Raw genomic sequence first — 25,851 nt, forward strand, 5'->3', positions numbered from 1 at the left:
GTGGCTCTCTACCGCAAATACCGGCCGGCAACCTTTTCGGAAGTCGTTGGCCAGGAACATGTCACCGAGCCGCTATCGACTGCGCTGACCGCGGGCCGGATCAACCACGCCTATCTGTTCTCCGGGCCGCGCGGTTGCGGTAAGACGTCCTCGGCGCGCATCCTGGCCCGCTCGCTCAACTGTGAGCAGGGGCCGACCCCGACACCGTGCGGGGTGTGCCCATCCTGCGTCGCGCTCGCACCGAACGGCCCGGGCAACCTCGACGTCACCGAACTCGACGCGGCCAGCCACGGCGGTGTCGACGACACCCGCGAACTGCGCGACCGTGCTTTTTTCACCCCCGCGCAGTCGCGGTACCGCATCTTCATCATCGACGAAGCGCACATGGTCACCACGGCCGGTTTCAACGCGCTGCTCAAGATCGTCGAGGAGCCGCCCGAGCACCTGATCTTCGTCTTCGCCACCACCGAGCCGGAGAAGGTGCTGCCGACCATCCGGTCGCGCACGCATCACTACCCGTTCCGGCTGCTGGCCCCGCGCACCATGCGCCCCCTACTGGAGCGCATCTGCGCCGACGAGAACGTCCACGTCGACGACGCGGTGTACCCGTTGGTCATGCGCGCGGGAGGTGGTTCGCCTCGCGACACGCTCTCGGTGCTCGATCAGCTGCTGGCCGGGTCGGAGCAGGGCGACGGCGGCAACCACATCACCTATCAGCGGGCGCTGGCCCTGCTCGGCGCCACCGACATGGCGCTCATCGACGATGCGGTCGAGGCGCTGGCCGCCGCTGACGCGGCCGCGTTGTTCGGCGCCGTGGAGGCGGTGATCGACGCCGGACACGATCCGCGGCGGTTCGCCACCGATCTGCTGGAACGCTTCCGCGACCTGATCGTGCTGCAGGCCGTGCCCGACGCGGTCACCCGCGGTGTCGTGGACGCACCGGCCGACGTGTTGGAGAGGATGCGGGAGCAGGCCGCCAAGCTGGGTGCGGCCACGCTGACCCGCTATGCCGAGGTCGTGCACGCGGGTCTCGGTGAGATGCGTGGCGCGACCGCGCCGCGGCTCCTGCTCGAAGTGGTGTGTGCCCGGCTGCTGCTCCCTTCGGCGCACGACACCGAATCGGCGCTGCTTCAGCGCATCGAACGCATCGAAACCCGGCTGGATCTGTCGATCCCGGCCGGTGAGGCAGCGGCATCGTCGGCCACCCGCCCCGCAGCCGAGCCGGCCAAGACCTTCGTCCGCCGCAGCCAGGCTGCCCCGGCAGAGGCCGAGGCGCCTGTCCCCGCACCGGCGCCCACCCCACCACCTGCGCCTGAACCGCAAGCTGAACCGGTGGCTGCTCCCGAGCCCGTGGCCGCCACCCCCGAGCCTGCGCCCGCGCCGCCGCCACCCGCCCCAGAACCCGAACCCGAGCCTGAACCGCCACTGCCGCCCGAACCCGACTTCGAGCCCGAGCCCGCCCCGGAACCGGAGCCCGAACCGCAGCCGGCGCAGGCTTCGGTGACCCCTGGGGGCGAGCCCAACGCGGCCGCCGTGCGTTCGATGTGGACGACGGTGCGGGAGAAGGTGCGCGAGCGCAGCCGTACCACCGAGGTCATGTTGTCGGGGGCCATCGTGCGGGCGGTCGAGGACAAAACCCTTGTGCTGTCCCATGAATCACCGCCGCTGGCCAAGCGGCTCACCGAGTCGCGCAACGCCGACGTGATCCGGGATGCGTTGAAGGACGCGCTCGGGGTGGATTGGCAGATCCGCTGTGAGATCGGCACGGCGGAGGCGGCCCCGCCGCCCCCGCCGAAGGCTGCCAAGCCCCCGCCACGGGTCCCGACCCGTCCAGGCCGCGTCATTCCCGAACCTGAGCCGGAACCTGTTCCGGAACCGCCGTCGTCCCCGGAGCAGGAAGAGGCTGAGATGCTCGCCGAGGCTTCGCAGAGCGAGGCCGGGCCGCGCCGCGATCCCGAAGAGGTCGCCCTCGAGCTGCTTCAGAACGAACTGGGTGCGCGCAAGATCGAGAGCTGACGCGCGATGGTTCCCGGCTCCTAGGGCGTCCACCACGGCCGCAGCGGCAGGCCGCCGTCGTTGCCGCGGTCGTCGAGCTTGACGGCCAGAACCTGGTGTAGCTGAACGACGTTCGTCTCGAAGCCGAGCCTGGAACCGGCCATGTACAGGCCCCACACCTTGGCCGTGGGCAGCCCGACCTCGGCGACGGCCTCGTCCCAGTGCTCGACGAGGTTGGCGCACCAGTCGCGCAGCGTCATCGCGTAGTGGTTGCGCAGGTTCTCCTCGTGCATGACCTCCAGGCCCACATCCTGCACCTCGGTGATGATGCGGCCGGAGCCGGTCAGCTCGCCGTCCGGGAACACGTAGCGGTCGATGAAGCCGCCCGCGGCCGCTCCCGTTCGGTTGTCATGGCGGGTGATGCAGTGGTTGAGCAACAGCGCACCGGTACGCATCTTGGACTTCAGGAAACCGAAGTACGACGGGTAGTTGTGCACACCGATGTGCTCGGTCAGGCCGATCGAGGACACCGCGTCGAACCCGGTCTCGGCGATGTCGCGGTAGTCGCCGTGGCGCACCTCGGCCAAGTCCTCGAGACCTTCCTTGACGATGGCCTCCTGTGCCCACCGGGCCTGTTCCTTGGACAGCGTCACCCCGAGAGCGTTGACCCCGTGGCGGGCCGCGTAACGCACCATGCCGCCCCAGCCGCAGCCGACATCGAGCAAGCGGTCACCGGGCTGTAGCCGCAGCTTCTCGAACACCAGGCGGTACTTGTTGTCCTGCGCCTCTTCCAGGCCGGCGTCGGCCTCCGGGTAGCAGGCGCAGGTGTAGGTCATCGACGGCCCGAGCACCCACTCGTAGAAGGTGTTCGACACGTCGTAGTGGTGGTGGATCGCCTCGGCGTCGCGGGTCTTGCTGTGTCGCAACCCTTCTACCACCCGCCGCCACCGCGGCAGGGCCTCCTGCGGAGGCGGCGCGATGGGCTTGAGGTGCTCGATGCCGATGGACCGCACGATGTTGGCCAGCACCCGGGCAGGCGGGCGCTTGAACGCCATCTTCTCCGCCAGTGCGCACAGCAGCGGGTACGGGTCGCCGGGATGCACCCCGTGCAACTCCAGATCACCGGACACATAGGCGCGGGCCAGACCCAGGTCCCCCGGCGCGGTGGCCAGGTAGGTGGTGCCGCGCGGGGTCTTGAGGTCGAGACCGAGGGTGGCATCACCGGGGCCGGCGGAGCTCCCGTCGTAGGCGGTGAACTTCAGCGGCTGCGAACCCGACGCGAAGATCTCCAGGATCTCGGCCAGGCTGAGCTTGTGATCGGTCGCGTGCGTCGAGTGCTCTTTGAATGTGGTCATCGCTGTTCTCCGTTCATCGGCGCAACACGGCTTTCGAATACAGGTCAAACAGGCGCGAATCGGGGTCGTAGGACTTCTTGACGGTCTTGTAGGTCTCACCGCCGTAGAGCTCGTCGAAATCCTCACGCGGATAGTAGGAATCGGAATACAGGGACTTGTGTCCGTCGAGCTCGCTGACCTTGGCCTCGATCAGCTTGTTGGTGTGGCCTTCCACGGGGCCGACGGGTACCGAGGACCAGAACCCGACGTTGACGTAGGTGTGGCGAGGGCGAAGCGGATACAGCGGCCAGGCTGCGGATCGGCCGGAGCCGGTGCGGTCGTCATCGCGTAACCGCAGCGGGCAGAGCCAGATCGGTTCGATCGGCACGTTCTCCAGGAACCACGAGAGGAATTGCGCGCAACGTTCGATGGGCACCTCGACGTCCTGCACCACGCGCTCGCGGGGCGGGCGCCCGTTGCGCGTTTCGATCCGGTCGGCGATGTTGAACCGCTGGTCGTAGCCGACCAGTTTCCAGTAGAAGCTGCTGCGGCGCAGCCGGCGCGGCCAGAACCGCCGGATCGTGGGGTTCTGCGCGCCGAACGCCCGTGAACACCAGAACCAGTCGGTGTCCCACCGCCACAGGTAGTCGTGAATCGTCAACCGGTCGTGCTTCTCGCCGTGGGCGTGCTGGATCGAGCGGTAATAGATGTCCTGGCCGGTGTAGTCGCTGACCGGGCCCGGCGTCGTCGTCTTGAAACCGACACACAGGTAGCTCTCGTCGGCACTGAACACCACGCCGTCGAGGTAGTCGACGGGTTCGCCGTCCAGCCCGCCGGTCTCGATGATCCGGTCCATCGCCGCGACGAGGTCGGCAAGCGAGTGAAACCGTAGGTGGCGCAAGGCGACAAAGGGGGTGACGGGTTCCAGCTCGATCCGCAGCCGGGTCGAATACCCGAGCGTGCCATAAGAATTGGGGAAGTTGTGGAAGAGGTCTGAGCGCAGATCCCGGCTCGCGGTGACGATTTCGCCCGTACCGGTGAGGATGTCCATCTCCAGCACCGATTCGTGCGGCAGACCGTTGCGGAACGAGGTCGACTCGATCCCCAGCCCGGTGACGGCGCCACCGAGCGTGATGGTCTTGAGCTGCGGCACCACCAGCGGCGCCAGGCCGTGCGGCAGCGTCGCGGCCACCAGGTCCTCGTAGGTGCACATGCCTGCCACGTCGGCAGTGCGGGCTTCGGCGTCGACCGCGATCACGTCGGTCAGCCCCGATACGTCCAGACCTTTGGCATCGCTGCGATCTCGCGCACGGAAGAGGTTCGACGTGGGCTTTGCAAGCCGCACCGTCGAATTGGGCGGTATGGCGCGGTAACTGTCCAATAGGCGCTGCACGCCCAGGGCATGGACAGCTTGTGCGTCAGTCGCAACAACAGACACACATATACGCTAGTCGGAGGTTGCCACCGATGCGACCGCAGACACGAGCAACACGAGTAAAAGGAGTTTCAGTCATGGGACAGGTCAGTGCGGTCAGCACGGTTCTGATCAACGCCGAGCCGGCCGCTGTGTTCGCCGCGATCGCGGACTACCAGACCGTGCGCCCGAAGATCCTTTCCTCGCATTACCGCGACTACCAGGTTCTCGAGGGCGGTCAGGGTGCCGGAACCGTGGCCAGCTGGAAGCTGCAGGCGACCGAGTCCCGGGTGCGCGACGTCAAGGCGTCGGTGGACGTCGCAGGCCACACGGTGATCGAGAAGGACGCCAACTCCAGCCTGGTGACCAACTGGACCGTTGCCCCGGCGGGCGCGGGATCGTCGGTCAACCTCAAGACCAGCTGGACCGGTGCCGGCGGGATCAAGGGGTTCTTCGAGAAGACGTTCGCACCGCTGGGCCTGCGCAAGATCCAGGACGAGGTGCTGGCCAACCTGAAGAAGGAAGTCGAGAGCTAACGCGCCTGGCTGCCCAGGTACGCGGCGACACCCCGGGCAATGGCCTCGGCATACTTCTGCTGGCCGTCCGGGGTTTTCATCAGCGCCGAGTCGACCGGATTCTTCATGTTGCCGCACTCGACCAGGATCGACGGGAACTGCGCCAGGTTGAGCCCGGCGATGTCCGAACGGGCGTCCAGACCACCCGAACCGATGTAGGTGGCGGGCGGGATGCCCGACGCGGACAGCTGATCGCGCATGGTCTGGGCGAACTGCACGGACGGTCCGGCCTGCACGTTGTTCAGCGGCGGTGACGAGTAGAGCACGTGGAAACCGCGGCCGTTGGCCGGGCCGCCGTCGGCGTGGACGGACACGATGGCGTTGGGTCGCAGTGCGTTGGCCATCGAGGCCCGTTCGTCGACGCACGGCCCCAGTGCGTTGTCGTTGCCGCGCGACATGGCCGTACGCACACCCATCTGGTTCAGAATGGCGCGTAGCCGCAGGGTGGTTTCCCAGGTGAAGGTGTGCTCGGGGTACCCGTCTGTGGTGGAGGTGCCGCTGGCCTGGCAGTCCTTGGTGCCGCCGCGGCCGGTGGGCACCTGGCGGCTGATCGACGCGTCGTTCGCGCCGTTGTGGCCGGGATCGAGGAACACGATCATGCCGGCGATGTTCGAGGGAGCGGCGTTGGCGTTGGGAGCGTCGACGACGGCCGGGACGGTCGCGGCGATGAGGACGCTGCTGACCATCGCGGTGCCGACACGCACGCAGGCTGGGACTCGCACGGGCGCCACGCTAGCCCGCACGCCGACTAGGCTGGAAGTCCGAATCGCCGCCGACAGGCGAGAGCAACCAAGTCGAGACCAAGACGCAATCAACACGGCAAGGGGACCACGCATGCAACCCGGAGGCACGCCCGACATGTCGGCCCTGCTGGCGCAGGCACAGCAGGTACAGCAGCAGCTCATGGAGGCGCAGGAGGCGCTGGCCAACTCCGAGGTCCACGGCCAGGCCGGTGGCGGGCTGGTGCAGGTCACGGTCAAGGGCAGCGGTGAGGTGGTCGCGGTGGCGATCGATCCCAAGGTGATGGATCCGGCCGACCCCGAGACCCTGCAGGACCTCATCGTCGGCGCCCTGGCCGACGCCTCCAACCAGGTGACCGCATTGGCGCAGAGCCGTCTTGGCCCGCTGGCAGGCGGGCTGGGCGGGTTCGGACTTCCGGGGCTGTAAGTGTTCGAAGGCCCAGTCCAGGATCTGATCGACGAGCTCGGCAAGCTACCCGGCATCGGGCCCAAGAGCGCGCAGCGGATCGCGTTTCACCTGCTGAGCGTCGAGCCGCCGGACATCGATCGGCTGACCGCGGTGCTGGGCCGCATCCGCGACGGCGTCACGTTCTGTGCGGTCTGCGGCAACGTCTCCGACGAGGAACGCTGCCGGATCTGCAAGGACCCCCGCCGCGACGCCTCACTGGTGTGCGTGGTCGAGGAACCCAAGGACGTGCAGGCCGTCGAGCGCACCCGCGAGTTCCGCGGCCGCTATCACGTGCTGGGCGGCGCGCTGGATCCGTTGTCGGGCGTCGGGCCCGATCAGTTGCGTATCCGTGAGCTGCTCAATCGGATCGGTGAACGCGTCGACGGCGTCGACGTGGCCGAGGTGATCATCGCGACCGATCCCAACACCGAGGGGGAGGCCACCGCCACCTATCTGGTGCGGATGCTGCGCGACATCCCCGGGCTGACGGTCACCCGCATTGCCTCGGGCCTGCCGATGGGTGGTGACCTGGAGTTCGCCGACGAGCTCACCCTGGGCCGCGCACTGGCCGGTCGCCGCGCGATGGCCTGATTCGCGGCCCGCCGCGGTGGCCTGATTCGCGGCCCGCCGCGGTGGCCTGAAGCTTTCCGCCGAGTGCGACGCGGGCGTCACACTCGGCGGAACTTCGAGCGTCAGTGGCTACCCGCTGTGGTCGCCACCGCGCTTGTGGCTCGACTTGGCGGCACTGCTCGCCGAGCTGTCCGAGCTACCGGCGGCGCTGGAGCCCTTGCCGGTCTTGCCCGCGAACCGCTGCGTGGCCTTCTTGATGTTGTCGCGGATCTTCGTCGCCGGGCTCGCGGTCGCGCTCGGCTTCTTGACCGCCGTCTTGGTCGCGGTCTTCGTCTCGGGCGAGGCCTTGGTCGCGGTCGTGGTCGAGCCGTCGTCCTGAGAATCCACGGCGGTCGTAGCCGTCGGGGTGTCCGCATCGGAACCGGTTGCCGCACTGGGGGATTCGGTAGCCGCGTCATCGGAGGTCTTGGCCGAATCGGTCTCGGCGGCAGGCACGCTGAGTGTCACGCTGCGCGCGGCCAGTTTGGCGGAGGTGGCTGTCGCGGACGAGGTGACCGGTGCCAGCGGGTTCGGGTCGAGCACCCCCGCGATGGTCTTGGGGATGTCGAGCAGAGACGCGATTGGCCCGCTGCCCAGGGCGCCGAGCGGGGACGACGGCGACAATAGTCCGGGGACGGGGATGAACCCCAGAATCGTGCCCTTGCCGTTGAGGAACGCGTCTGTCAGGGTCGCCGGCGCGTTGACGAGAGCACTGACTGCACCCTCCGTGTCGCCCGCGTTGGCGGCTTTGACGACCTCTTCGGCAGTGGCGGCCAGGCCATTCACCACGGACAGGAGCGGGAAGGCGGCCGGCAGCGCCACCGCGGTCACGACGTTCGGCACCTGCTTGATCACGTTCACGAAGTTCTGCGCCGTCGTGCTGACCGCGGACCAGGTGTTGTTCGTGATGTCGAGCAGGCCCAGGATCGCCGGAAGGAGGCTCACCGTGAGGCCGTCTACGGCCGCGGTGATCTCGCCCTGCGAGATCAGGTCCGAAGCCGTCTGCAATGCGTCGGGTAGGCCCTGCAGCGTGGTGGCTAGGTTGTCGGCGTAGGCCTGGAAGGCGTTGCCGACGACCGTCGCATTGCCGATCTGATTGCTGATCACGGTCCGCAGGACCGGGAAGTCACTGGCCAGCAGTTGCTCCCCGAGCGACTGCAGGTTGGCGCTCGCGTTCGACAGGGTCTGCGCCCACGCGTCGACGGGATTGGTGAGGGCGGACAGTGCTACCGCTGCAGAAGACGCATGAACTGCGGGCAGCTGGATGTCAGTCGGCGTTGGCATCACCGGGCTGACGGCGATGACGCCCGCGCCGGCCAGGGCCACTCCGGCGGTGAGGTATGAGCGAACAGCGATTTCCATCATTCTTTCCTTTGCTTGCTCCCACGAGGCGAGCTGATACTTACTTGAGAGTAATAAGAGATTCAACACATAACTCCATGTCAAATCCATAGTTAGTCCAAATAATGAGACGGCCACAGGACGGTCTGAAGGCGTGGAACATTTGCCGTACCCGGTGGCGCACAGGGGGTCGAAGAGTGGTGCAGCAAACTGATTTCGGCCCGCGCGGGGGCGAGAAATCGGATGTGTGCGGAGGTGGCCGCAAAGTGTCGGTCGCTGCCGTCAGTTAGCTCTGCTCGGGATTAATGGTCTAATCACTAGTCCATACTTGCCGGTAACTTTATCGAACTGTGACGCGCGCTAGTTTGCGGCCGAGATGTGATCACGACGACTGCCGGTAGCTGCGTGGCCGTGGATCGTGGCGCTGTCGACCGGGCCTGGCAACCACAGGCTTTACACAGGTGTCGATATTGTCCGATTCGCGGACAAGCCCCAAAGATCTGTCGCGGAACCGCGTCGACTCAGGAGCCACTAGCGTCGAGTCATGCCCGATCTACTCCAGATGGCCGATTCTCTGTATCGACTGCGCATACCCGGCGACCAGGCTCATCTGCTCAACTGCTACCTGTGGACCGAGTCCGACGGCGTGACGCTGATCGACACCGGCTGGCCCGACAGCGCGGAGTTGATCCACGACGCACTCACCGAACTGGGTCTGCGGCGGATTCACGTCAAGCGCATCGTGCTCACGCACTTTCACGAGGACCACAGCGGTGCGGCCGCCGAGATCGCGGACTGGTCCGACGTGGAGGTCATCGCCGGCACGGATGACGCCGGGTACGTGCGCGGCGAACCGGGTCCGGTTCCGGTGCTGACCGATTCGGAGCGGACGCTTCGCTCGGACATCGTGGAACCACCGAATGGCCCGGCCTGCCGGGTGGATCGGGTGGTCGGCGACGGTGACGTTCTCGACTTCGCCGGCGGGGCCCGGGTGATCGGCGTGCCCGGGCATACTCCCGGCAGCATCGCGCTGTATCTGCCGGCGGCCGATGCCGTGCTGACCGGCGATACCGTCGCCGAGTTCAACGGTCAGGTGATCGGGGGCGTCTTCAACGTCGATCGTGCCGAGCTCGCCGACTCCGTGTCCAGGCTCGCCGCCACGGGCGCACAGATCGCCGGTTTCGGCCATGGTGAGCCGATTCTCACCGACGCCGCGGCCAAGATCGCCGCTGCAGTCGACGTTTTCGCATCCTGACTACGCGCGGCGCGGGGCGGCCAGGCGTTCCCGGCGCAGCAGGTCGACCTCAGGAAGTTCCAGCGGCGGCAGCTCCCCGACCACCTGCGACAGAAGGTGGTCGGCCAGTTCCGGATTGCGGGCCAGGCACGGGCCGTGCAGATAGGTGGCGACGACACTGCCTTGCACCGCACCGTCGTAGCCGTCGCCCAAGCGGTTGCCCGCGCCTTTGGTGACCTTCGCCAAGGGGCGTGCCGAGGGGCCCAGAACCGTTCCACCACGGTGGTTCTCGAAGCCCGTCAAGGGTTGGGTGAGCCCGTCGAGCAGGGGAGTGGAGGCGACCTCGCCGATGGTCCGGGCCTCCTGCGGCGACGTGGTGACGTCGAGCAGCCCGACGCCGTCCACCCGCTCGCCGGCGGAGGTCTCGTACCAGTGGCCGAGGACCTGGATCGCCGCGCAGATCGCGAGCACGGGCGCGCCCCGCGAAACCGCTTGCTGTAGACCGGGATACCGGATCAGGTGCTTGGTGGCCAGCCGTTGCGCGTAGTCCTCGGCTCCGCCGAGGGTGTACAGGTCGAGCGAGTCGGGCACCGGGTCGGCCAGGGTGATCTCCACGATCTCGGCGTCGATACCGCGCAGCCGTAACCGCTGTTGCAACACCACCGCGTTGCCGCTGTCGCCGTAGGTCCCCATCACGTCGGGCAGCACGAGCCCGATCCGCACCGCACTCACGAGATCCGCCGATTCAGTTGCAGGAAGGCCGTGTAGTTGGCGATCACCTCGACGTGCCCGGGTGGGCACGAGTCGATCGCGGCGATGGTGTCGTGCACCAGTGAGTGCTCGACACCGGCGTACCCGAGCCGCACCGCGAGGTCGGTGCCCCGCTCCCCGGCGGCCACCACCTGAGTGTCGTCGAAGTGCTCGAACCGGACGTCCCACAGCCAGGACAGATCCTCGCCGTCGGGCACCTGCCCGTTGACCGCGATGACGACGCCTGCGCCGTGCTTGTCGACCATGGACAGCGCCTCCTGCCACCCGGCCGGGTTCTTGGCCAGCAGGATCCGTGCGGTGTGCGTGCCGATCTGGACGGTGCGGTAGCGCCCGGCGACCTCGTCGACGGTCGACACCGCGGCGACCGCGGCAGCCGGGTCGGCGCCGAGCGCCACGGCGGCGGCCACCGCCTGGGTGGCGTTACCGCGGTTGACGGCGCCGGGGAGGGCCAGCGTCATCGGCAGCGCGAGACCGTCGGGGCCGTAGATGTGGGTGTCGTCGAACCACCACTGCGGGCTCGGACGTTTGAAGTCGCTGCCGGTCGAGTACCAGTCGCGCCCGTTGCGCTCGATGATCTCGCCGGATCGCGGGCAGCTCACCGAATCGCCCGCCCAGCTGCCGCCGGCGGCCACCCACACCACATTGGGGTTGTCGTAGGCGGCCGAGGTCATCAGGACGTCGTCGCAGTTGGCCACGATCACCGCACCGGGATGGCGGGCCAGCCCGCTGCGCAGCGTGCGCTCGATGTGGTTGATCTCACCGACGCGGTCCAGCTGATCACGCGACAGGTTCAGCAGCACCACAACCGCGGGCCGGACGGCATCCGAGACATGCGGGACGTGCATCTCGTCGACTTCCAGCGCTGCCAGCCCGGCCTTCCGGGACCCGGCCAGGGCTGCCACCAGGCCGGCGTCCATGTTGGCGCCCTCGGAGTTACTGGCCACCGGGCCGAGCGTGGCCAGGGCGGCCGCGGTCATCCGGGTGGTGGTCGATTTGCCATTGGTGCCGGTCACGACGACGCTGCGGCGTCCCTGACCCAGCTGGCGCAGGATCGAGGGGTCCAGCGTCATCGCCACCAGGCCGCCGATCATCGCGCCGGCGCCGCGGCCGGTGACCCGTGACGCCCAGCGCGCGGTTGATCCGGCGGCCAGTGCGGCGCGCCCGCGAAGGGTCAGCATTCCGGCGATTTTAAGGGCACGAGACGCTGCGACGCCGACCGAGGCATCGCGGCGCGGCAATCGGACTCTGTCGGACTCGCGTGCCATCCTGGCGAATATGAGCAGCGCGTGGGGCAGACCGGCGGATGAGCCGGGCGCGGGCTGGGCCGTCGTCGACGTGGAGACCACGGGGTTCCGGCCGGGGCAGGCGCGCATCGTCAGCGTCGCCGCCCTCGCGGTCGGGGACGACGGAAACGTCGAGCGCAGCGTCGCGTCCCTGCTGAACCCGGGTGTGGACCCCGGTCCCACCCACGTCCATGGGCTGACCACCGAGATGCTGGAAGGGCAGCCGACCTTCGGTGACGTCGTCGACGAGTTGAGTGACGTCCTGCGGGGCCGCACGCTGGTCGCGCACAACGTGGGCTTCGACTACAGCTTCCTGGCCGCCGAGGCCGAGCTGGTCGGGGCCGAGCTGCCGATAGACAGCGTGATGTGCACCGTCGAGCTGGCCCGCCGGTTGGCGCTGGGCACCGAGAACCTGCGGCTGGAAACGCTCGCGGCGCACTGGGGTGTGAGCCAGATGAGGCCGCACGATGCGCTCGACGACGCGTTGGTGCTGGCCCAGATCCTCAAGCCGACCCTGGCCCGGGCCCGTGACCGCAAGGTCTGGCTGCCGCTGCGGGAGGTGAGCCGACGGCGCTGGCCCAACGGCCACGTCACCCATGAAGAGTTGCGGCCGTTGAAGGTGCTGGCCTCGCGCCTGCCGTGCGAGTACGCCAACCCCGGTGTATTCGTTTCGGGGCGGCCGTTGGTGCAGGGCATGCGGGTGGCCCTGTCGGCGGAGGTGGCCCGCACCCACGAGGAGCTCGTCGAGCGCATCCTGCACGCCGGGCTGGCCTACACCGACCTGGTCGACCAGCAGACGTCGTTGGTGATCTGCAACGAGCCGGCACCCGACCAGGGCAAGGGCTACCAGGCCCTCGAGCTGGGGGTGCCGCTGCTCGATGACGAGACCTTCATGAGCCTGCTGGCCCATGTCGTCGGTGGTGCCGACATCGAGCAGTTCTGCGACATCCCCGCCGAAAGCGATCAGTACACGCTTTTCTGATTCGCGGCTCGCCGCGGTCTGCTAGCTCAACGCCTTGGCCTTCAACCCGTCGAACTCGGCCTGGCTGATCGTGCCGGCATCCAGCAGAGCCTTGGCGTCGGCGATCTCCTGAGCCGGGGACCGGCCTGCGGCCTCGCGGATGTAGGCGTCGGTTTCCGTCTTGGCGGCCAGTGCGGCTGCCTGCGCGCGCTCCGACATGCCCTTGCCTCGGGCGATCAGGTACACCAGCGCGGTGAGCCACGGGAACACGATCAGGAAGATCACCCACACGGCTTTGACCCAGCCGGAGGTCTTGTGGTCACGCCAGAACAGGTCCGTGAGGATCTGAAAGAGGACCAGCAGGTATGCGATCCAGGCGAAGATGATCAGGAAATGCCAGAGGAAATCCCAAGTCGAACCCCAGTCCATGGACTGCTCCTTGTAGTTGACGGCGGCGCAGTGGTCTACGCCGACGTCAGCTAATCACGCGAGGCGCGGTTGACAGCAGATACGACCGCACGAAGTGATGCAGTTGTGATCGAAGTCGCGATACCGACACCCCAGACGGTTCTGCCGCCGATCGACGCCTCGACGTAGGCCGCGGCCTGCGCCTCTTCACCCGAGGACATGGCGTGCTCGGAGTAGTCCAGCACGTTGATGTCGTAGCCGATGGCGCCCAACGCGTCGACGAACGCCGCCAGCGGGCCGTTGCCGGCACCGACGATCTCGCGCTCGACGCCGTCGATCTTCACGATCGCGGTGATGGTGTCGGTGCCACCGTCGACCTCGGAGGCCACCACCTTCTGGCGGATGCGCTCCAACGGGGTGATCGGGGCCAGGTACTCCTCGGAGAAGGCGCCCCAGATCTCCTTGGGCGAGACCTCGCCGCCCTCGCCGTCGGTGATCTGCTGGATGGCCTTGGAGAACTCCATCTGCAACCGGCGCGGCAGCACCAGACCATGGTCGGCCTTCATGATGTAGGCCACGCCGCCCTTGCCGGACTGCGAGTTCACCCGGATCACGGCCTCGTAGGTGCGGCCGACGTCCTTGGGGTCGATCGGCAGGTAGGGCACCTGCCACAAGATGTCATCCATGTCGGCGTCGGCCTCGTCGGCGTCGACCTTCATCTGGTCCAGGCCCTTGTTGATGGCGTCCTGATGGCTGCCGGAGAAGGCCGTGTAGACCAGGTCGCCGCCGTAGGGGTGGCGCTCGTGTACGGGCAGCTGGTTGCAGTACTCCACCGTGCGGCGGATCTCGTCGATGTTGGAGAAGTCGATCTGCGGATCGACACCGCGGCTGAACATGTTCAGGCCCAGGGTCACCAGGCAGACATTGCCGGTGCGCTCGCCGTTCCCGAACAGGCAGCCCTCGATGCGGTCAGCGCCGGCCTGGTAGCCCAATTCTGCTGCGGCAACGCCGGTTCCGCGATCGTTGTGCGGGTGCAGGCTCAGGATGATGGAGTCGCGCGGGGCCAGATGCCTGCTCATCCACTCGATCGAATCGGCGTAGACGTTCGGGGTGGCCATCTCGACGGTGGCGGGCAGGTTCACGATCAACGGCCACTCGGGCGTGGGCTTGACGATGTCGGCGACCGCGTTGCACACCTCGACGGCGTATTCCAGCTCGGTGCCCGTGTACGACTCGGGCGAGTACTCGAAGCGCCACCGGGTCTGCGGGTACTTCTCGGCCTCCTCGACGCACATCTGGGCGCCGTCGGTGGCGATCTTCTTGACGGCGGCCCGGTCGGCGCGGAACACCACGCGGCGCTGCAGGATCGACGTCGAGTTGTAGAAGTGCACGATGGCCTGCGGGGCTCCGGCACAGGCTTCGAAGGTGCGCTCGATCAGCTCGGGGCGGCACTGCGTCAGCACCTGGATGGTGACGTCGTCCGGGATCGCGCCGTCCTCGATGATCTCGCGGACGAAGTCGTAGTCGGTCTGGCTCGCAGACGGGAAGCCGACCTCGATCTCCTTGTAACCCATCCGGACCAGCAGGTCGAACATGCGGCGCTTGCGCGCCGGGCTCATGGGGTCGATCAGGGCCTGGTTACCGTCGCGCAGGTCGACCGCACACCACTGGGGCGCGGTGTCGATGACGCGGTCCGGCCAGGTGCGATCGAACGGGACGCCGGTGCCGAAGGCGGGGCTGCCGCCGGGCACTTCTTCGGCGAAGCTGCGGTAGCGGCTGACCGGCATGGATGAGCCGCGCTGGGTGTTCCAGACGGGCTGTCCGGGGTTGGGGGTGCCGGCCGGCGTGTTGATCGCGCGAACCGAGCTGAAGGCATCTGCAGAGATGTCGGGCGTGGTCATTGTTTTGCTCCGGGGTTTGAAGGGGGACCCGACCGGCGCATCGCAAAAACCCGCGACAGGAAGCCGGTCTGATCAGACCCCGTCGCGGCGTCCGAGAAGGAGCACCCGCTGCACGCGCTCAACTGTACTCCGCGTCATTCCCAGGCCAAAACCTGAGGTTGACGTGCACTTCCCCCGATCGGGGGAACGCATCTTCACCAGTCCCATCGCCTGATTGCCCGACAGACTCGGGGCCGTCCAGATCGCATTCTTGTATCAGCGGCGGAACAAACCGCTAGAAGAAACGAAAAGCCAACTGAGACAGAAGGATTGACGATCATGACCAAGTTCACCAAGGCCCTGGCACTGCCCATCCTGTCCGCAGGCGTCTTCGGCGCCGTCGCGCTCGGCCTGGCCGGCACGGCCGCCGCGCAGACTCCGCAGGGCTCGGGCAACCTGTACAGCCCTGATACCTACGCCACACCGGCCCCCGGTATGAAGCCCGGCTGGCACAACCACCACGGCCCGCAGCGGATCATGAGCATCTACGAGTGATCGATGTGGTGAGTCACACCTGCGAATCGGGGAAGGCGATCACCGACAGGAACCGGATCGGAAGTTCGATCAGGTCAACCGGTCCGTGAGCGCCTTCCCCGTCTATCTGTAGCGAATCGCCGGGCTGCAGCCGGTACACCGAGCGGCTGTGGCTGTAGTCCATGACGCCTTCGAGCATGTAGATGAACTCGGTGCCTGGATGCTGGAACAGCGGATAGGTCTGGCTCTTCTCGGTCAGCGTGACGTGCAGGCACTCCAGCCGCTTGTGCTCGCCGCGCAGCGAGCTGAGCAGTTGATACTCATGGCCCTGTTTGGTGCCGTTGCGCACGATCTCCGGACCGGTGCCCGCCTTGACGAATGCCGCCGGGCGTTCGACGTCGGCCCCGCGGAACAGGCTGGTCACCGGAACGTCGAGGCCCTTCGCGAGCAGCGCCAGGGTGGACAGGCTGCACGAGGTCTGGGCGTTCTCGATCTTGGACAGCATCGCCTTGGAGATGCCCACCCGCGCGGCCATCTCAGCGACGGTCAGCCCGTGCTGCTGACGAAGTTGACGCACATTGCGCCCGATCGCCGCCTCGAACTCCAGTTCCTCGACCGGTTCGTTCGGATCGCGCTCGCGGGCCGTGCCGGAATTGCGCAGCAGAGGCTGGTCGCTCACGGCGCTCCCGTCTAACGCATCTCCCCGGCCCCGACGTACGGGTACCGGCTCTTGAGCAAATTGTCCTCTGCGAACCGGGCCAGACGGAAATCCGTCTCGGGTATCCGCGGGTCGGAGCTGCGGCCATCGGTCACCAGGTCGGCGACCAACTTGCCGACCGCCGGGGCGATCTTGAACCCGTGTCCGCTGAATCCGGCCGCCACGATCAGGCCGTCGATACCGGTCGCGGAGATGACAGGGTTCCAGTCCGGGGTGACGTCGTAACAGCCGGCGTAGCTGCCGGTGATCGCCGCGTCCGGGAAGCCGGGGAAGCGGGTGCCCACCTTGTCGACGGTCAGGTCGATGAAGCCGTCGGTGGCCCGGTTCAGGTAGTCGTCCGGGTCGGCGGGCTCGCAGTGCGCCAGGTCGCTGTTGCCGAACAGGATCTCCCCACCCAGTTCGGGCCGCACGTACTGCAGCGACACCAGGTCGGAGAACACCGGGACCGCTCCGATCGGAACTCCGGGGGAGATGGTGACGATCTGCTCCCGAACCACCCGGATCGGCACGTCGACGCCGTAGGCAGTAAGGAACGGCCGGGTCCACGCACCGGTGGCCACGACGACGGTGCCCGCCGAAACCCTTGTGCCGTCGGCCAGCTCGACACCGGTGGCGCGGTCCCCGTCGAGCAGCAGTCCGGTCACGTTGGCGCCCTGGCGGATTCGCACTCCGGAAGCCCGCGCCGACACCGCGAACGCCTGCGCGGTCTGGTAGGCGTCGCCGTATCCGCCGCGAGGCTCCCAGCCGAAGGCCGCGAACGGTTCCAGATCGGCCCACGGCCAGAGCTCGGCCACCTCGGACGCGTCGATCTCCTCGGTCTGCACCCCGACCTCGCGCTGGGCGGCCAGGCTCTTGCGCAGGTTGTCGACGTTGGGTTCGCCGACGCCGACGACGTAGCCGGTCTGCCGGAAGCCGATGTCGGTCCCGAAATATTGCTCGGCTTTCTCGAACACCTCGAGACCTACCGTTGCCATGGCGGCCAGCGAGCTGACCCCGTAGTGGCAGCGCACGATGCCGCTGGATTTCCCGGTCATCCCGGAGCCGACGGTATTGCGCTCCAGGACAGTCACATCGGTGACGCCACGTTGGCTGAGGGCCCAGGCTGCCGCGGCCCCCTCCAGACCGCCGCCGACGATGACGACGTCTGGGCTCTTCGGGGAGGTCATGTCCCTGGAATCCAGTTCGTGCCGGCCAGCGGAACCCTGGCCATGGCCGCCGCTTCGATGGTCACTGCCACCAGGTCCTCGGGCTCCAGGTGACACACATGAGCCTTGCCGCACGCCCGGGCGATGGTCTGGGCTTCCATGGTCAGCACCCGCAGGTAGTTGGCCAGCCGGCGGCCGCCCTCGACCGGGTCGAACCGGGCGGCCAGCTCCGGGTCCTGGGTGGTGATGCCGGCCGGATCGCGTCCGTCCTGGAAGTCGTCATAGAAACCGGCCGCGCTGCCGAGCTTCTCGTACTCGGCGGCGTAACGGGGGTGGTTGTCGCCCAGCGCGATCAACGCCGCGGTGCCGATCGCCACCGCGTCGGCGCCCAGTGCCAGGGCCTTGGCCACGTCGGCGCCCGAGCGGATGCCGCCGCTCACGATCAACTGGACCTGTCTGTGCACGCCTAGCTCCTGCAGCGCCTGCACCGCCTGCGGTACCGCGGCCAGGGTCGGGATACCGACGTGCTCGATGAACACCTCCTGGGTGGCGGCCGTGCCGCCCTGCATCCCGTCGACCACCACGACATCGGCGCCGGCGTGCACGGCCAGCTTCACGTCGTAATAGGTGCGGGTGGCCCCGACCTTGACGTAGATCGGCTTCTCCCAGTCGGTGATCTCCCGCAGTTCGTTGATCTTGATGGTCAGATCGTCCGGGCCGGTCCAGTCCGGGTGCCGGCACGCGCTGCGCTGGTCGATGCCCTCGGGAAGCGTGCGCATCTGAGCCACCCGCGGGGAGATCTTCTGGCCCAACAGCATTCCGCCGCCACCGGGTTTGGCGCCCTGACCGAGCACCACCTCGATGGCGTCGGCCTTGCGTAGATCGTCGGGGTTCATCCCGTAGCGCGAGGGCAGGTACTGATACACCAGGTGCTTGCTCTGCCCGCGCTCCTCGGGCGTCATGCCGCCGTCGCCCGTGGTGGTCGAGGTGCCGGCCTCGCTCGCCCCGCGGCCCAGGGCCTCCTTGGCGGGGCCTGACAGCGCACCGAAGCTCATGCCCGCAATCGTGACCGGGATGTCCAGGTGCAGTGGGTGTTTGGCGTGCCGGTCACCGAGGATCACATCGGTACCGCAGCGTTCCCGGTAGCCCTCCAAGGGGTAGCGCGACATGGACGCGCCCAGGAACAGCAGATCGTCGAAGTGGGGCAGAGCACGTTTGGCGCCCCACCCGCGGATGTCGTAGATGCCGGTCTCGGCGGCGCGCTGGATGTCGGCGATGGCGGATCGATCGAAGGTGGCGGATTCGCGCATCAGTACTCACTCGCATTGTCGACGTGGAAGTGGTAGAGGTTTCGTGCCGAGCCGTACCGGGTGTAGGCCGCGGTGTCGTCGTCGCTGAACCCACTGGCGGCCAACAACTCCGCGAGTTCGGCGTGATGCTCGGCGCGCATCGGCTTGGCGATGCAGTCCGCTCCCAGCGAGGCCACCTCGCCGCGCACATAGATGCGGGCCTCGTAGATCGAGTCGCCCAGCGCCTCCCCGGCGTCACCGCGCACCACCAGCCGGCCGGCCTGCGCCATGAACGCGCTCATGTGCCCGATGCTGCCGCCCACCACGATGTCCACGCCTTTCATCGAGATGCCGCAGCGCGCGGCCGCATCGCCCTCGATGACCAGCAGCCCGCCGTGCGCGGTGGCGCCCGCGGACTGCGAGGCGTTGCCGGTGACGCGCACCGTGCCGCTCATCATGTTCTCGGCAACGCCGGTCCCGGCGTTGCCGTTGACGGTGACCTCGGCGAGCTGGTTCATCCCGGCCGCGTAGTAGCCGACGTGCCCTTCGACGGTCACCCGCACCGGGGCATCGAGACCGACGGCCACATTGTGCGCGCCGTCGGGATGCGCGATGACGAAGTCGCCTTCGATGCCTGGCTGATGCAATGCCGCGTTGACCTCACGCAATGGTGTTGTGCGCAGGTCAAACCCAACTAGCGTGTCCATGCGTAGACCACCTCCGGTTCCGGTTCCCAAATGCGTGCCTGCTCGACTCCGGGCAGCCCGGCCAGCGCCCGGTACTCGCTGGCCATCGCCACCCAGTCGGCGGTTTCGGCGATCACCGCGGGTTTGCAGGCGATGGCGTCACGCACCACCGCGAACGAGTCGTGATCGGAGACCAGCAGGGTGTAGAAGCCATCGAAGGTGGCGCACAGTTCCTTGAGCGCGATCGCCACATCGCGGCCGCCGGCCAGCTGTTCGGCCACGAACCGGGCGCCCACCTCGGTGTCGTTCTCGCTGTCGAACGTCACACCGGCCCGGCGCAGCTCGCGGCGGATGGTGGCGTGGTTGGCGAAAGATCCGTTGTGCACCAGGCACTGTCCGGGACCGACGGTGTACGGATGGCAGCCTGACGGCGTCACCGCCGATTCGGTGGCCATCCGGGTGTGGCCGACGCCCTGCCATCCCTGGGCCTTGGCCAGGCCCCAGGCCTCGGTGAGCGCACGGGGATGGCCCACCCCTTTGAGCACCGCCAGATCGGCGCCGAACCCGGAGATCAGCGCGGTCGGACAGGCCGCCCGGACCAGGCCAAGCAGCTCCTCGGAATCCATGTCGGCCGACAGCAGGTAGGTCGAATCGACCTGCACCACATCCACATCCGGACCGAGTTCGGGTGGGTCGGCGACGTCGGTCACCGAGACACAGCCCTGCCCGTACGGCGACCACTCCGGGTCCCCGTAGACCGCGATCCCCGCCGAGTCGGCACCGCGGTCGGACATCTCGCCCAGCATCGCGGCGAGCAATTCGCCGAGCCGCGGGTACAGCTCCGGTGTGCGCAGGTGTAGCCCCACGATCCCGCACATATGTTGTCTCCCTTCTAGAACGCCGTCAGGTACTGGTCGATCTCCCACGGCGTGACGGTGCCGTGGTAGGCGAAGAACTCTTCGCGTTTGACGTCGGCGAAGTAGGAGGCCACACCGTCGCCCGCGACGTCGAGCACGCCGGTGACGATCGGATCTGTCTCCAGCGATTCGATCGCGTGCAGCAGGGTGGGTGGCAAAGCCGCCGGACCCTGGGCTCCCACTGCCCCTGGATCGAGGCTGCGTTTGACGCCGTCGAGCCCGGCGCCCAGCGCCGCGGCGATCGCGAGATACGGATTGGCCGAGCCGTCGCCGCCGCGCAACTCGATGCGTTGACTGTCGGGTACCCGGATGTAGTGGGTGCGGTCGTTGCCGCCGTAGCTGGGCTTGCGAGGGGCCCACGAGGCGCCCGATGCGGTCGAGGTGGCACCGGTTCGTTTGTAGGAGTTGACAGTTGGGGCGACGACGGACTGAAGTGCGCAGGCGTGGTCGAGGATGCCGCCGATGAACGCGTAGGCGGTCTCGGACAGGCCCAGGCCCCGCTCGTCGGCGTCTGCCGGAAAGACCGGCGTCCCGGCGCTGGTCAGTGACAGGTGCAGGTGCAGGCCACTGCCGGTGCGGTCGGAGAACGGCTTGGGCATGAAGGTGGCCACCATGTCGCGTTCGGCGGCGATCATCGACAGCAGGTAGCGCAGGGTGATCACCCGGTCGGCAGTGGTCAGCGCGTCGGAGAACTCGAAGTTCTGCTCGAACTGTCCGTTGCCGTCTTCGTGGTCGTTGGCGTAGTTGGACCAGCCAAGGGTGTTCATCGCGGTGGAGATCGCGGTGAGGTGGTCGTACATGCGGGTGACGCCGCGCGCGTCGTAACAGGGCTGGGCGGCGGTGTCCGCCGCGTCGGCGGTGGACAGGGCACCGTCGGCGTCGCGTCGCAGCAGGAAGTACTCGACCTCGGCGCCGACCCATGGTTCGAATCCCGCGTCGGCGGCGCGCTGGATCAGGCCCTTGAGGATGACCCGCGGCGCGTACGGCCAGGGTGCGCCGCCGACATGGGGGTCGCAATGCACCAGGGCCAGGCCCTCTTTGATGAACGGGATCGGGGTGAACGAGGCGGGATCGGGAATGGCGATCAGGTCGGGGTCTTTGGGTTCCTGGCCCATGGCGCCGACCGCGTAGCCGGCGAAGCCGACGCCCTCGGTGGCCAGGAGCTCGACCGACTCCACGGGAACCAGTTTGGCGCAGGGCTTTCCGCGCAGGTCGACGAAGAGCGCGAGGATGAATTTGGTGCCGGATTGTTCGGCGAGGGCGGCGAGATCGGAGGGCATAGCACCAACACTTTCGTCTCTTGTTATGAACCAAGGTATCACAGTAGGAAACATCGGCAAGCCGAGGAAACCCCGGTCACCGGCTGCCGTGAGAGCGGTCCACGGCAGCCGGGCCGGGGAATCGGACTGACTGTCAGGCGAATTCGAGCTCGTAGGCCGAATCCCGGTGGAACGTGGAGTCGATACCCTTCTCCTCTTCCTCGGAGGAGATGCGGATACCGATGGTCTTCTTGAGTACGAACGCGATGGCGAAGGCGACCGCGAACGAATAGGCCATCACCGCACCGGCCGCGATCGCCTGCTTCCACAGCTGGTCGAAGCCGCCGCCGTAGAACAGGCCGTTGGTGGCATTGGGCATGCCCTCACTGGCGAAGAAGCCGATCAGCAGGGTGCCGACCACGCCGCCGACCAGGTGCACGCCGACCACGTCGAGCGAGTCGTCATAACCCAGCTTCTCCTTGAAGCCCACGGCGTAGACGCAGATCGCGCCGGCGATGGCACCGACGAAGATCGCGCCGATCGGGGTGACCGCACCGCAGGCCGGGGTGATCGCGACCAGGCCGGTGATCGCGCCCGAGGCGGCGCCCACGCCGGTCACATGGCCGTCCTTGAGCTTCTCGACACCGATCCAGGCCAGGGTGGCCGCGCAGGTGGCGACGAAGGTGGTCACCATCACGATGGCCGCGGAATTGCCTGCGGCCAGGGCGGATCCGCCGTTGAAGGCATACCAGCCGGCCCACAGCATGCCCGCGCCCAGCAGGGTCAGCGGAACGTTGTGCGGCTTGCGCAGCTGGCCGAACATGGCCGACTTGCCGAGAACGATGGCCACGGCAAGGGCGGCCGCGCCGGCGTTGATGTGCACCGCGGTGCCGCCGGCGAAGTCGATGGCGTGCAGTTTGTTGGCGATCCAGCCGCCGACCGAATTCTCGGTGACCACACCGTCGAAGGCGAACACCCAGTGCGCGACCGGGAAGTACACCAGGACCGCCCAGGCGGCGGCGAAGATCATCCAGGCGCCGAACTTCATCCGGTCGGCGACCGCGCCCGAGATGAGTGCCACGGTGATGGCCGCGAACAGGGCCTGGAAGATGGAGAACAAGCTGACCGGAAGGCCGGCGACCGTGGTCATCGGTTCCATGAGGTCTTTCATTCCGGCGAATTCGGTGAAGCTGCCGACGAATCCGCCGTAGGACGTCCCGAAGACCATCGAGAATCCGAACAGCACCCACAGCACGCCCACCAGGGCGACCGCGCCGAACGTCATCATCATCATGTTGGTCGAGCTCTTGACCGAGACCATGCCGCCGTAGAACAGGGCGAGACCCGGGATCATCAGCGTGAGGCCGATGATGCAACACAGCATGAACGCTGTGGTTCCTGTATCCATCAACATCTCCTGGGGGGTGGCGGCCCGGACGGGCCGATCACTGGGAGTTGACGACGTTTCTGTTACGTGGACCCGCTCGTTGTGTTGCGGTGACGTAAAGCTCGGCGCCGCACGGCGGTGAGCACCCCGTTACGGAACGTTCATCGCCCGAAACGCCGGAGAAATCCGTATACCGGACCGTATACAGCCATGGATACAGCGCACGCCGAACATCATTCGGCGCTTGGTGAGGAGTACGAGAACCAGCCCGTCCCGGTGTCCGCCCGCAAGTCACTGTTCGCGGTGTCGGCAGTGTGGGTCGGCTTCCCGATGATCATGACCTCGGCGGTGTTCGCCGGCATCGTCGTCTACAACCTCGGCTTCGCCACCGGGATGGCGGCGATCCTTGTCGGCGACCTCATCCTGATGGCCTACGTGGGCACGCTCAGCTACCTCGCCGGACGGTCGGGCAAGAACTTCGCGCTCACCGCTGCGGACACCTTCGGAACCAAGGGCTTTCGCATCGTGTCGGCGTTCCTGTCCGCACTGGTGATCGGCTGGTTCGCCTTCCAGACCGGCATGGTGGGATCGACGCTCAACCTGTCCATGGGGTGGAGCGCGCCGTGGATCACCCTGCTGGCCGGAGTGTTGTTCGTGGCGCTGACCTTCGTCGGGATCCGCGCGATCTCCTGGATCGGGGTGGTGGCATCGGTCCTGTTCATCCCGCTCGGTGTGGTCGCCGTGCTGTTGGCGGCGGCCGATCACGGCATCGGCTCGGCGTTGTCCTACGGCGGCGGAGCCGGGGCGGGTGCGTTCAGTTTCGGTGTCGCGGTGACGATGGTCTTCGCGTGCTTCGCCGACTCGGGCACCATGACAGCCGATTTCACGCGGTGGGCCCGCAACGGCAAGGAAGGTGCGCTGGCAGCGTTCGCGGCATTCCCGGTCGCCTACTTCATCGCCCAGCTGGCCGGCGCGCTCGTGGTCGCCCTCGGCGCCGCAGCTGCGGCGGACACCGCCGGCGGCGACTTCCTGCACGTCCTGGTCAGCGCCGGCGGAGTCTTGGTGCCGCTGGCGATCGTGTTCGTCTTCGTCAACCTTGGCAGTGTGTGCGCCCACTGCCTGTACAACGGGGCCGTGGGATTCGGCAACATCACCGGAAAGACCATGCGCCAGTTGACGATCGTGCTCGGCATCATCGGTACCGTCGCCGCGGTCGCCGGCATCTGGTCGTACTTCGCGACCTGGCTGAACATCCTCGGGGTGCTGGTACCCCCGATCGGCATCGTGCTGATCCTGGACCAGCTGGTGTTCGCGCACCGTCGGGCCACCGTGGCGCTGGCCTGGAAGCCGTTCGCGGCCTGGGCAATCGGTGCAGGCGGAGCGTTGCTGACGCACTTCTACGCTCCGCAGCTCTCCGACGCGGTGGTGGCGATGGTCGTCGGCGGCCTGGCCTTCACCGCCCTGGCGTACCTGCCGGTGCGCGCTGCGCAGCCGGTTCTGGCGGGGGAGACCGCATGATCACGATTGCGGCCAACCCCTACGTCTGGCCCTACGACGGTGACATTCCCACCGGACGAACGGCGTTGATCAACATCGACTGGCAGGTCGACTTCTGCGGTGAAGGCGGGTACGTCGACACCATGGGCTATGACCTGTCGCTGGTGCGTACCCCGCTCGGCCCCGCGCAGGACGTGCTCGCCGCGGCCCGCGCGGCCGGGCTGTTCGTCATTCACACCCGTGAGGGTCACCGCCCCGACCTGTCGGACCTGCCTGCCAACAAGCGCTGGCGCTCGGCTCGGATCGGTGCCGAGATCGGTTCGGCCGGACCGTGCGGACGGATCCTCACCCGGGGCGAGCCGGGCTGGCAATTGGTCCCCGAGATGGCCGCCCTGCCGGGCGAACCCGTCATCGACAAGCCGGGCAAGGGAAGCTTCTACGCGACCGACCTCGACCTGGTGCTGCGCAGCCGCGGCATCACACACATCATCTTCACCGGCATCACCACCGACGTCTGCGTGCACACCACCATGCGGGACGCGAACGACCGGGGCTACGAGTGTCTGGTGGTGTCGGATGCCACCGGTGCCACCGACTACGCCAATCACGTTGCGGCGCTGAACATGATCACCATGCAGGGTGGGGTGTTCGGGGCCCATGCCACCAGCTCCGACGTGGTGGCCGCGCTCAAGGAACTGCAGTGACCACGACCCACGTCGAGGAACCGGTCTCCCTGCGCGACCGCGTCTACCTCGACCTCGGCAAGAAGCTCATGGTCGGTGAGATCGACCACCGCACCCGGCTGGTCGAGTCGCAGCTGTGCGAGACGCTCAACGTCAGCCGGACGCCGCTGCGCGAGGCGCTGGTCCGGCTGCACGCGGACGGCATGCTCGAACGCAGGCCCGACGGGTACTACCCGATCGCGCTGGACATCCCGGGCGTGCGCGACCTCTACGAGCTACGCATCACCATCGAACTGCGTGGCATCACCCGGATCCTGGAAACCGAAGAGCTGCAGTACGACAAGGACCGGCTCGCGGCCCTGCGTGCCCAGTGGCTGGACCTCAAGACGAGCCCGCCGGCACCGGACGGTGACATGGTGTTGCGTGACGAGTCGTTCCACATCGAGCTGTGCGCGGCGTCAGGGAACAGGGCGATGGTCGCCACGCTCGACAACGTCAACCGGCGGATCCGGCTGATCCGGATGTATGACTTCGTCACCGAGGAACGGGTGATCGCCACCATCGACGAGCACCTCCAGATCGTCGACCTCCTGCTCGACGATCAGCTCGACGCGGGCCGTACGGCTCTGCACGAGCATGTCGGGGCGAGTTTTGAAGTGGTCGAGCGGCGCGCGTTGCGGGCGTTGAGCGCTCGATCCCTCGGCCAGTCGGTGACCTCGCTGGAGGCGCTCTGGAAGTAGCGG

Annotated in this window: 25 protein-coding genes; 10 read left to right on the top strand and 15 right to left on the bottom strand. The window is 67.5% G+C overall.

Going from position 1 to position 25,851, the window contains the following annotated elements; translation table 11 throughout:
• Nucleotides 1–2,016: a DNA polymerase III subunits gamma/tau gene (locus tag ACNQR1_RS04470; protein WP_418044389.1), complete on the top strand. Its 2,016-nt coding sequence runs from the start codon at nt 1–3 to the stop codon at nt 2,014–2,016.
• Between the two features lie 20 nt (nt 2,017–2,036).
• Here the strand turns inward: ACNQR1_RS04470 and ACNQR1_RS04475 are convergent, their stop codons facing one another.
• Both ACNQR1_RS04475 and ACNQR1_RS04480 read right to left on the bottom strand, forming a co-directional pair.
• A complete protein-coding gene (locus ACNQR1_RS04475; RefSeq protein ID WP_418044391.1) occupies nt 2,037–3,350 on the bottom strand; it encodes a class I SAM-dependent methyltransferase in 1,314 nt (437 codons plus the stop codon).
• A gap of 13 nt (nt 3,351–3,363) precedes the next feature.
• Entirely contained in the window at nt 3,364–4,767 is a 1,404-nt protein-coding gene (locus ACNQR1_RS04480) for an FAD-binding oxidoreductase (RefSeq protein WP_418044393.1), read from the bottom strand.
• A gap of 74 nt (nt 4,768–4,841) precedes the next feature.
• Between ACNQR1_RS04480 and ACNQR1_RS04485 the strand changes: the two genes are divergently transcribed.
• Complete coding sequence (locus ACNQR1_RS04485) at nt 4,842–5,279, top strand: SRPBCC family protein (RefSeq protein ID WP_418044395.1); 438 nt, start codon at nt 4,842–4,844, stop codon at nt 5,277–5,279.
• Here the strand turns inward: ACNQR1_RS04485 and ACNQR1_RS04490 are convergent.
• A complete protein-coding gene (locus ACNQR1_RS04490) occupies nt 5,276–6,004 on the bottom strand; it encodes an Rv3717 family N-acetylmuramoyl-L-alanine amidase (RefSeq protein ID WP_418050272.1) in 729 nt (242 codons plus the stop codon). The genes ACNQR1_RS04485 and ACNQR1_RS04490 overlap by 4 nt on opposite strands.
• A 148-nt stretch (nt 6,005–6,152) precedes the next feature.
• Between ACNQR1_RS04490 and ACNQR1_RS04495 the strand changes: the two genes are divergently transcribed.
• Both ACNQR1_RS04495 and recR read left to right on the top strand, forming a co-directional pair.
• Complete coding sequence (locus ACNQR1_RS04495; RefSeq protein ID WP_418044396.1) at nt 6,153–6,485, top strand: YbaB/EbfC family nucleoid-associated protein; 333 nt, start codon at nt 6,153–6,155, stop codon at nt 6,483–6,485.
• Complete coding sequence (recR, locus tag ACNQR1_RS04500; protein ID WP_003883644.1) at nt 6,486–7,097, top strand: recombination mediator RecR; 612 nt, start codon at nt 6,486–6,488, stop codon at nt 7,095–7,097. It begins immediately after the preceding gene.
• A gap of 108 nt (nt 7,098–7,205) precedes the next feature.
• Here recR and ACNQR1_RS04505 read toward each other — a convergent pair whose 3' ends face one another.
• Nucleotides 7,206–8,477 (bottom strand): hypothetical protein, encoded by a 1,272-nt coding sequence (locus ACNQR1_RS04505; RefSeq protein ID WP_418044398.1) that lies wholly within the window; start codon nt 8,475–8,477, stop codon nt 7,206–7,208.
• A gap of 523 nt (nt 8,478–9,000) precedes the next feature.
• Here ACNQR1_RS04505 and ACNQR1_RS04510 point away from each other — a divergent pair.
• Nucleotides 9,001–9,711, top strand: coding sequence for an MBL fold metallo-hydrolase (locus tag ACNQR1_RS04510; RefSeq protein WP_418044400.1), 711 nt, complete (start codon nt 9,001–9,003; stop codon nt 9,709–9,711).
• On the opposite strand, the gene ACNQR1_RS04515 is transcribed toward ACNQR1_RS04510, so the two are convergent.
• Together ACNQR1_RS04515 and ACNQR1_RS04520 are read right to left on the bottom strand one after the other, a co-directional pair.
• A complete protein-coding gene (locus ACNQR1_RS04515) occupies nt 9,712–10,413 on the bottom strand; it encodes a type 1 glutamine amidotransferase (protein ID WP_418050273.1) in 702 nt (233 codons plus the stop codon).
• Nucleotides 10,414–10,418: 5 nt separating this feature from the next.
• Nucleotides 10,419–11,639: a MurT ligase domain-containing protein gene (locus ACNQR1_RS04520; RefSeq protein ID WP_418044401.1), complete on the bottom strand. Its 1,221-nt coding sequence runs from the start codon at nt 11,637–11,639 to the stop codon at nt 10,419–10,421.
• A gap of 97 nt (nt 11,640–11,736) precedes the next feature.
• Here ACNQR1_RS04520 and ACNQR1_RS04525 point away from each other — a divergent pair, with 97 nt between their 5' ends.
• On the top strand, nt 11,737–12,726 hold the full coding sequence (locus ACNQR1_RS04525) for a DEDDh family exonuclease (protein WP_418044403.1): 990 nt from the start codon (nt 11,737–11,739) through the stop codon (nt 12,724–12,726).
• A 21-nt stretch (nt 12,727–12,747) separates the two neighbouring features.
• Here the strand turns inward: ACNQR1_RS04525 and ACNQR1_RS04530 are convergent, their stop codons facing one another.
• Nucleotides 12,748–13,134 carry an SHOCT domain-containing protein gene (locus ACNQR1_RS04530; protein WP_418044405.1) on the bottom strand — a complete coding sequence of 129 codons (387 nt, stop codon included), beginning with the start codon at nt 13,132–13,134 and terminating at the stop codon, nt 12,748–12,750.
• Nucleotides 13,135–13,184: 50 nt separating this feature from the next.
• Nucleotides 13,185–15,014: a 2-isopropylmalate synthase gene (gene leuA, locus ACNQR1_RS04535; protein ID WP_418044407.1), complete on the bottom strand. Its 1,830-nt coding sequence runs from the start codon at nt 15,012–15,014 to the stop codon at nt 13,185–13,187.
• Nucleotides 15,015–15,332: 318 nt separating this feature from the next.
• Here leuA and ACNQR1_RS04540 point away from each other — a divergent pair, with 318 nt between their 5' ends.
• On the top strand, nt 15,333–15,548 hold the full coding sequence (locus tag ACNQR1_RS04540; protein WP_418044409.1) for a hypothetical protein: 216 nt from the start codon (nt 15,333–15,335) through the stop codon (nt 15,546–15,548).
• A 13-nt stretch (nt 15,549–15,561) separates the two neighbouring features.
• On the opposite strand, the gene ACNQR1_RS04545 is transcribed toward ACNQR1_RS04540, so the two are convergent.
• The 7 genes from ACNQR1_RS04545 to ACNQR1_RS04575 all read right to left on the bottom strand — a co-directional run bounded on the left by ACNQR1_RS04545 (nt 15,562) and on the right by ACNQR1_RS04575 (nt 22,949).
• The gene (locus ACNQR1_RS04545; RefSeq protein ID WP_418044411.1) at nt 15,562–16,206 is read right to left on the bottom strand and encodes a helix-turn-helix domain-containing protein; all 645 of its coding nucleotides are present in this window, start codon (nt 16,204–16,206) and stop codon (nt 15,562–15,564) included.
• 11 nt (nt 16,207–16,217) lie between these two features.
• A complete protein-coding gene (locus ACNQR1_RS04550) occupies nt 16,218–17,411 on the bottom strand; it encodes an NAD(P)/FAD-dependent oxidoreductase (RefSeq protein ID WP_418044412.1) in 1,194 nt (397 codons plus the stop codon).
• Nucleotides 17,408–18,700 carry an FMN-binding glutamate synthase family protein gene (locus ACNQR1_RS04555; protein ID WP_418044414.1) on the bottom strand — a complete coding sequence of 431 codons (1,293 nt, stop codon included), beginning with the start codon at nt 18,698–18,700 and terminating at the stop codon, nt 17,408–17,410. The genes ACNQR1_RS04550 and ACNQR1_RS04555 overlap by 4 nt, the downstream gene beginning before the upstream one ends.
• Nucleotides 18,700–19,386, bottom strand: a complete 687-nt coding sequence (locus ACNQR1_RS04560) for a protein glxC (RefSeq protein ID WP_418044416.1) — start codon at nt 19,384–19,386, stop codon at nt 18,700–18,702. Before ACNQR1_RS04560 ends, ACNQR1_RS04555 begins: the two co-directional genes overlap by 1 nt.
• Nucleotides 19,374–20,243 carry a glutamine amidotransferase gene (locus ACNQR1_RS04565; RefSeq protein ID WP_418044418.1) on the bottom strand — a complete coding sequence of 290 codons (870 nt, stop codon included), beginning with the start codon at nt 20,241–20,243 and terminating at the stop codon, nt 19,374–19,376. The genes ACNQR1_RS04560 and ACNQR1_RS04565 overlap by 13 nt, the downstream gene beginning before the upstream one ends.
• 14 nt (nt 20,244–20,257) lie before the next feature.
• Nucleotides 20,258–21,562, bottom strand: a complete 1,305-nt coding sequence (gene glnT / locus ACNQR1_RS04570; protein WP_418044420.1) for a type III glutamate--ammonia ligase — start codon at nt 21,560–21,562, stop codon at nt 20,258–20,260.
• Between the two features lie 133 nt (nt 21,563–21,695).
• Nucleotides 21,696–22,949: an ammonium transporter gene (locus ACNQR1_RS04575; protein ID WP_418044421.1), complete on the bottom strand. Its 1,254-nt coding sequence runs from the start codon at nt 22,947–22,949 to the stop codon at nt 21,696–21,698.
• 189 nt (nt 22,950–23,138) lie between these two features.
• Between ACNQR1_RS04575 and ACNQR1_RS04580 the strand changes: the two genes are divergently transcribed.
• From ACNQR1_RS04580 to ACNQR1_RS04590, 3 genes are read left to right on the top strand one after another with little or no spacing between them, the layout of a single operon-like run.
• Complete coding sequence (locus ACNQR1_RS04580; protein WP_418044423.1) at nt 23,139–24,446, top strand: cytosine permease; 1,308 nt, start codon at nt 23,139–23,141, stop codon at nt 24,444–24,446.
• Nucleotides 24,443–25,129 (top strand): cysteine hydrolase family protein, encoded by a 687-nt coding sequence (locus tag ACNQR1_RS04585; RefSeq protein ID WP_418044425.1) that lies wholly within the window; start codon nt 24,443–24,445, stop codon nt 25,127–25,129. Before ACNQR1_RS04580 ends, ACNQR1_RS04585 begins: the two co-directional genes overlap by 4 nt.
• Nucleotides 25,126–25,848: a GntR family transcriptional regulator gene (locus ACNQR1_RS04590; protein ID WP_418044427.1), complete on the top strand. Its 723-nt coding sequence runs from the start codon at nt 25,126–25,128 to the stop codon at nt 25,846–25,848. The genes ACNQR1_RS04585 and ACNQR1_RS04590 overlap by 4 nt, the downstream gene beginning before the upstream one ends.
• The last annotated feature ends 3 nt before the right edge of the window (nt 25,849–25,851 follow it).

Origin of the sequence: Mycobacterium sp. 48b, assembly GCF_048282725.1 — a bacterium.
Lineage (GTDB): Bacteria > Actinomycetota > Actinomycetes > Mycobacteriales > Mycobacteriaceae > Mycobacterium.